The organism is Sphingobium jiangsuense, from assembly GCF_014196495.1.
Classification (GTDB): Bacteria; Pseudomonadota; Alphaproteobacteria; order Sphingomonadales; family Sphingomonadaceae; genus Sphingobium; species Sphingobium jiangsuense.
The window spans coordinates 1-5,957 of sequence record NZ_JACIDT010000047.1 but is presented as its reverse complement, the minus strand read 5'-3'; the positions used below and the strand labels follow the sequence as shown (position 1 = coordinate 5,957).

Genomic DNA, 5,957 nt, shown 5'->3' with positions numbered 1-5,957 from the left:
CTTATGTTTGCAGACGATGTCTCGTCTCAGGGTAAGCCGCTGTTTTAATGTCGATAATAAAATTCCGACGTTTGAGACATTTTGCGTCTATTTCGAGCGTTCGCGACAGTTGCAAAGCGCTACTGCACTTTGCAACTGTCGCGAACGCAACCGCCGAAGGCGGAACAACGTAGCCTATGATTCGGAACGCACGTTAGCGAGGCCGGGCAACATTGATCGCAGCTTGTCGATCTCACCGTTCTTGGCTTTCAGCATTGCTTCGAGAACGATGATCCGATTGAGGAGCCGTTCGATCACCTCGCGAAGCTCGCGCTGATTGGAGACCTCAACGGCTTTCCGTCTTGCGGGCTTTGGCGAGGATGCGAACATCGCCAGCAACTCGGGGCATCGGTAAGCCGTGGCGCGGCTGACACCGGCCTCGAGGGCGACATTGGCCACGCTCACTTTCCCGTTGGTGATGTCGGCCGTTCCGGCACTCAGGCGCTGATAGGCTGACAGCAAGGCGGCAGTGGTGATGGCGCTCCGCTTTCCGGTCGGCGCCGCGCTCATGGTTCGACCTGCTCCACGAGCTGCCGATAAAGGTCGATCTGCGCATCGATCGCGTGTCGCTGGATCGGGCTCAGCACGACGCCGATCTTCATCTCTTCGGCATCGGCGATGCATGCGTGCAGTGCAGGCGCATGCCGTTTCGCGATGACACTGTTCGGGCATTTCGATGGCTGGCATCTGGCAAAGGCTGGCGCGGTTCCCGGCTCGCTGCCTCTCAAGCAAAGCGCATGATCGGCATAGAAGAAGCAGTCGTTGATGTAGCCGGGATGGAGCGTGACCGCGGTGTTGGCGAGCATCTTTTGGCGACGCCGCTCGCTCACAACCGACCCTGGCAGGTCTCCAAGCTGATCTCGCACCCGCATAAACTCGGCGACAAGTTTCGTTCGCATCGGCCCACCCGGGCCGATGCCCACTTTCCAGTCCTCATATATCTCGACGATGTCACCAAGCTGGGCGAGCCGCCGTTCTTCCTCGATTTCGGCGCGGAACCCGGACTCGGAGCTGCCAGCATAGCCCTCGAACATCGCTATACTGGCATGGCCATATTGCAACATGCCCGCGACAACACCGAACGGCTGACTGGCGATATACCAGGCCAGCGTTCGCCGGAGCTGCCGTGTCGTCCAGTGCCACGCGCCCGCTTCGCCGTCATCGGGGATGAGGTAGAGTGACTGGATCGACCGGGCTTCCGAGTTTGATGCAGTCGCCACCATCTCCTCGACAAGTCGGCGGCATTCGTCGGCGAACAGATTGAGGTATCGTTTGGCCTTTGTGGATGTCAGGCCGCTGGTGCCCGGCGATCGGATCGATGCAGGCGTGAACAGCGGATCGTCGTCGCCAAGGCGCTCCCCTGGCGATCGCTGATCATGCATGTGATCCTGAAGACGGATCGCCGCCGCGATCGCGCGCGCGACAGGTTCTACAACGACCCATCGATGCCTGGCGCCGCCTGCATCGCGGCGCCCTTTCAGGACATAGCCAGAGATTTCGTATCGAACGTGGCGTCCGTTAGCATCCCGGATCGTGCGGAGACATCCGCGAGCAAGCGTCGCGATCTCCTCCGAGCGCATCCCGGACAACAGGCCGATGACAAGATAGCAAGCTGCCAACGCCGGGAAGAAGGCGATGCGCACATGCTGGCTGGAGAGATAGGTGCGCCAGGGCGTGGAGGTTCCCGGCAGGGTCGTCCATCGCTGCGCGGCGCCCGCTCGCTCGGTCCCGCACACCTGCATTGCGCGGAAGATTTTGTCCTGCCGAGCTATCAGCACGGATTTTCGCAGGCCGCACCCACGGCTGATCTCGGCCCATTCCGGTTCACCGTTCTCGTGAACAGGCACACGGCCGCCCGCTTCGCCGAGGCGATCAAGATACCCTTCCAGTAGCCTGTCGCTCTCCTTGATCGTCGTCCTTTTCCGAGGGCCGTCGATCGGGATGCTCGTCACCCGGTGACGGGTGATGAGGTCATCAACGCCATGGTCGACGTAGAACATCGCCCACCGTAACGCCGGCGCGCTGATCTCCTCAGGGATACGGCGCGTGACATTCTCGTCACGCCCCTTCCGGTAGCCGGCCACCCGTGCCGCCGAGCGGCTTCCCCAAGGCGTGACCTCGATCGTGCGGAACGACAGCATCGGCGCATAGTGGGCCAGCCTGCGGATGCACATGATCCGGTGGACGAGGCTGGTGGGTGAGAGGTGGCGCAGATTCGCCAACCAGCCATCGAGCCATGGCTGGTCGACGTCGTGAAGCGCTATGCCGCTGGTCCGCACGTCCCGCAGGACGTTTCTGATGAGCAGTTCGGTATAACGAAGGGAACCAGGTCTCAACGGCTTCATATTGCCTGACCTGCTCTCATGACCGCCGTTCAGCGCCAGGAACAGATATTCGCGGATCAACTCCCGTTCATCCGGGTCGGTGCTGAGGGTGAACTTGATGCGCTGGTCGCAGGACTCGGCGGGCCGTGCAAAGCAGCAACCCAGATTCCATTCGTCGTCACCCACACGAGACATATTCTCGGCCTCGCGTCCGGGGATCACCAGATGCGGCGGCACGACCTTCAGATTGCGATCGAGCCGCCATCCGGCGCCGACCTTTGCGAGAGTGCCTGTCCGGATCATCCGCGCACGATATGCGGCGGCAACGCGCATCCGCGAGGCTCGGCCGCCATCAGCGCGCGTGCATGTTCGATATCGCCCGCGGCGAACGCCGGCAGCACCTGTATGGCGATCCGATCGAAGTCCGCTCCATGCGCGCCCGCCCAGCTCGCTTCGGTCAGGACGGTCCTGCGGTCCTCCAGCCAGTCCATATAGGTCAGCAGCGCCGGCAGCTTGCGGCGGGTGAAGACGGCGTTGCGGCAATGCAGGCAGCCCGTAAAAGCGACTGCACAGGAGCCATCTTCGGCGCGCGGCGATGGGCCGGACCAGAAGTCGGCGCAGATGCCGAGGAAGGTGTCGGACGCGCCGCCCATAAGCTGCGCCGCCTCGGCGCCATCGATAATGCGTCCCGCTACCGACAGACCTTGCTCGGCGGCGTCTTGCTCCTCTTCCGGAGCCAGCACGAGGGGCGACATCGCCATGTCGAAGAGATGGGTCTCGGCCGCCACGATCGAACGGGCATGCTCTTCTCGAAGGCCCTCCACCGACGCATAATGCCTCGCCGCCACCTCGCGGGAGTGGTCACTGGCGAAGCGGCGCAGATGGCCCGCGTGTCGCAGGTAATTGTCGCGTTTGACGGTTTTTCTCAGGCTCGACTGCATGACGCAGCCGATGGGCTCCCCGCTTTCGTCATGGAGCCCCAGGTCGCCGACGGCGTGTTGGAAGTTATTCTTGGAGAGCTTGAACCGGCGCCAGGCCGGGCGGTCGAGCCGGACGAACCCGATCCAGAGATAGTCCGCATCGGCATGCCCGCATTCGGCCAAGCGTTCTGCTGCCGGCTGCGACAGGTCCAGCGCAAGCCGGATGAGGCCGCCGGGCGTGGTGATCCCGCCATCGCGAACGCGCTCCCGCTTGATCCTGGCCCGCGCTCCGCCTCGACCCTTCGCATATTCGATGGTCACATAGCCCCGGGCCGGGTTCTTGAGGCAGTCCCGGCGCAAGGTCTTCAGGCACTCGATCGGCATTTCGATCCGCAATGCGAGCGCGATGACGAAGTAGACCGCATCGGCCAACGTCATCACCCTCAGATCGGTCACGGTCGTGGTCGATATCCTGCGCCACTTGAACAGGTCGTATTGTGCTTTCGTGGGCCGATCGCCATCGGCCAGCCGCAGGATGGCCTGCTCGAACCTGGTGGGTGATGGCGCGGACCGCAGGGCGGCGACCCGCTCGCGACCAGCGAAGATGCGGTCGCGAGCGGCCACGACCCTTTCGTCGGCGGCTTCCTTCAGGACTCGCGCGACAAAAGGCGTCAACGGCTCTCGCGGCGAGACGAGACGGTTGCTGTAACGGCTGACGAAGTTCAGGCGGCGCCTCGCATCAGCCCGCAGTAGGTCGGGGTGCTGCGCGTCAATCGCGCGCAGGCCATGGATAAGGCAACGGAACCGCGAGTATTGACCCCGATTGTCGCACGCGTCGATGTCGGCGGCGCTGATCGTGCGAAGCCCGTCAGTCGAACGTCCGCATTCCGCCAGCACGCTGCCGAGCTGCACCCAGCTCTGCCGGTGCTGTTTGACGGTCGGCGTCGCCATGCCGGCGAACATCTCACGCATCATCGGTCCCAGATAAATCGCCAGATCGCGGCCGAGGGCGTCATTTCCGACCTCGTGAAGCAACCAGATCAACTCCCGTCCGACACCATCGCAATGATGATACGCCACCACCGCATCGGGATTGGCGGCTTCCTCACATAGCGCGTCGTCGAAGTGAAGCTTCGCACGCGCCACGATCAGGTCGTCGCCCCGGCAAGTCGGGCATCCAGCGCGTCGGCGGCGTCATCGAGGATCTCGAACGCTTCATCGACATAGGCCAGGTATTTCTGCGTCGTCAGCGTGCTTGCATGCCCCAGCCAGCGTTGCAGGCGCCGCAGCGGATCGGCCACGACCTTCAGATAGACTTCCTCGGTCCGATCGGCGCGCACGCCACTGTCCAACCGCGCGACTTCGGCCTTGATGAGGTGCGTGAGCCAATAGACCGCGAACGTATGTCTCAGCGTGTGTGGAGATATCGCTATGTCACGACCGATCGACGCCGACAGGGCGGCGCTGGTGCGTCGGAAGATGGACTGCCAAGCGGCCGTCGTCATGGCGCCGCCGTCCTGCGCCAGCCACAATGACGCGGGCTGCGCGTGATCCAATGAGGCACCCGCACCCGGCAACAGCACAAGGTTTCGGCGTTCGCCGATCCGAAGCGACGCGATCGGTCTCGGGCTGTCCTCGCCCGCGATCGCGATGCGCGCGCCGCCAACCCGCCGTCCGACTAGCGGATCACGCATTGTCCGGACGCCGCCGGCACGCCGCCAGCGGTCGACGAGGCGAGATCGCTCCTCGCGGACATAAACGTCGATGAAGCTGCCCGCGACCCGTTTCGGGAACGGGACCGATCGGGGCTTGCGACCCTTGGTGATCGTCGCAGGAAGATCGACCATCGTGCTGCGACCGGCGTTGAAGGCGCTCGCGTCCATCTCGGGCAGCTCACCCACCAGAAGGCTTGCTCCCTCTTCGAGCCGGACTCCGGTCGTTACGAGCAACTCAGCGAACGCCGCATCTCGGAGAGGCAAGCGTCGCCGCTCGGCCTCGCTATTGTTTCTGCCCAGGAGGCCATGCTCGCGGAACACGACATAGTCTTCGATCGACACCATCTTGACGCTGTCATCGGCGACGGCGCCATCACGACGGAACCTGGTCCGCGGCGCGGTCTCCATCAGCGCTACATCCGCGCTTGCCGCCCATTGATAGAAGCGCGTCAAAGCGGCTGACGTGCGCTTCCACGACGATCCCATGAGCCGCATCGTCGACGGTCCTTCCAGGCGAAGGCGCCGATAGGCTCCGACGTCGGCGTCCGAGGCATCGAGCAGCGCCTTCCCATGCAGATCGTTCAGGTAGCGAGCGAAGATTTGCAGATCGCGGGCATAGTGCCCCGCGCTGGCAAGCGACACGCCATCCGATCGCAGGAACGACGTGAAGGCATTCAGCTCGCGCGCCGGTCTCCCCTCGGCGTCGATGAGCATCGGGAGGTCAGTCTCGGGCAGCAAAGAGGAGAGGCGGTGGAGGATTGCGGGATCGAGCGGGGGACGGAGGACTTTACCGTCAAGCAGGATCGGCTCGACCGCGCGGCCCGGATCAAACTGGAAATAATGCATGTCGCCTCCGAACTCAGGCTGTCCGCCTGGCTATGATCGGCGAATGAGAGCGACGATGGGCCTGATAGCGCGCCAGGTCAAAGCAAACCGATACGTCTCAATGACGGCATAAT

4 protein-coding genes are annotated in these 5,957 nt (G+C 63.4%); all 4 read right to left on the bottom strand.

The features are described 5' to 3' along the window. Nucleotides 1-174: 174 nt before the first annotated feature. Genes GGR43_RS23115 through GGR43_RS23100 form a run of 4 tightly spaced genes read right to left on the bottom strand, consistent with a single transcriptional unit; the run spans nucleotide 175 to nucleotide 5,844 of the window. Nucleotides 175-549, bottom strand: a complete 375-nt coding sequence (locus GGR43_RS23115; protein ID WP_188074061.1) for a hypothetical protein — start codon at nucleotides 547-549, stop codon at nucleotides 175-177. Then, on the bottom strand, nucleotides 546-2,696 hold the full coding sequence (locus tag GGR43_RS23110) for a hypothetical protein (RefSeq protein ID WP_188074060.1): 2,151 nt from the start codon (nucleotides 2,694-2,696) through the stop codon (nucleotides 546-548). Before GGR43_RS23110 ends, GGR43_RS23115 begins: the two co-directional genes overlap by 4 nt. After that, nucleotides 2,663-4,429: a hypothetical protein gene (locus GGR43_RS23105; protein ID WP_188074059.1), complete on the bottom strand. Its 1,767-nt coding sequence runs from the start codon at nucleotides 4,427-4,429 to the stop codon at nucleotides 2,663-2,665. The genes GGR43_RS23110 and GGR43_RS23105 overlap by 34 nt, the downstream gene beginning before the upstream one ends. Before the next feature lie 2 nt (nucleotides 4,430-4,431). Then, nucleotides 4,432-5,844 carry a tyrosine-type recombinase/integrase gene (locus GGR43_RS23100; protein ID WP_188074058.1) on the bottom strand — a complete coding sequence of 471 codons (1,413 nt, stop codon included), beginning with the start codon at nucleotides 5,842-5,844 and terminating at the stop codon, nucleotides 4,432-4,434. Nucleotides 5,845-5,957: the final 113 nt, after the last annotated feature.

What these genes read in the sequence shown, in the direction of transcription:
- GGR43_RS23115 (WP_188074061.1), bottom strand. Translation starts at nt 549, where the DNA reads ATGAGCGCGGCGCCGACCGGAAAGCGGAGCGCCATCACCACTGCCGCC.
- GGR43_RS23110 (WP_188074060.1), bottom strand. Translation starts at nt 2,696, where the DNA reads ATGCGCGTTGCCGCCGCATATCGTGCGCGGATGATCCGGACAGGCACT.
- GGR43_RS23100 (WP_188074058.1), bottom strand. Translation starts at nt 5,844, where the DNA reads ATGCATTATTTCCAGTTTGATCCGGGCCGCGCGGTCGAGCCGATCCTG.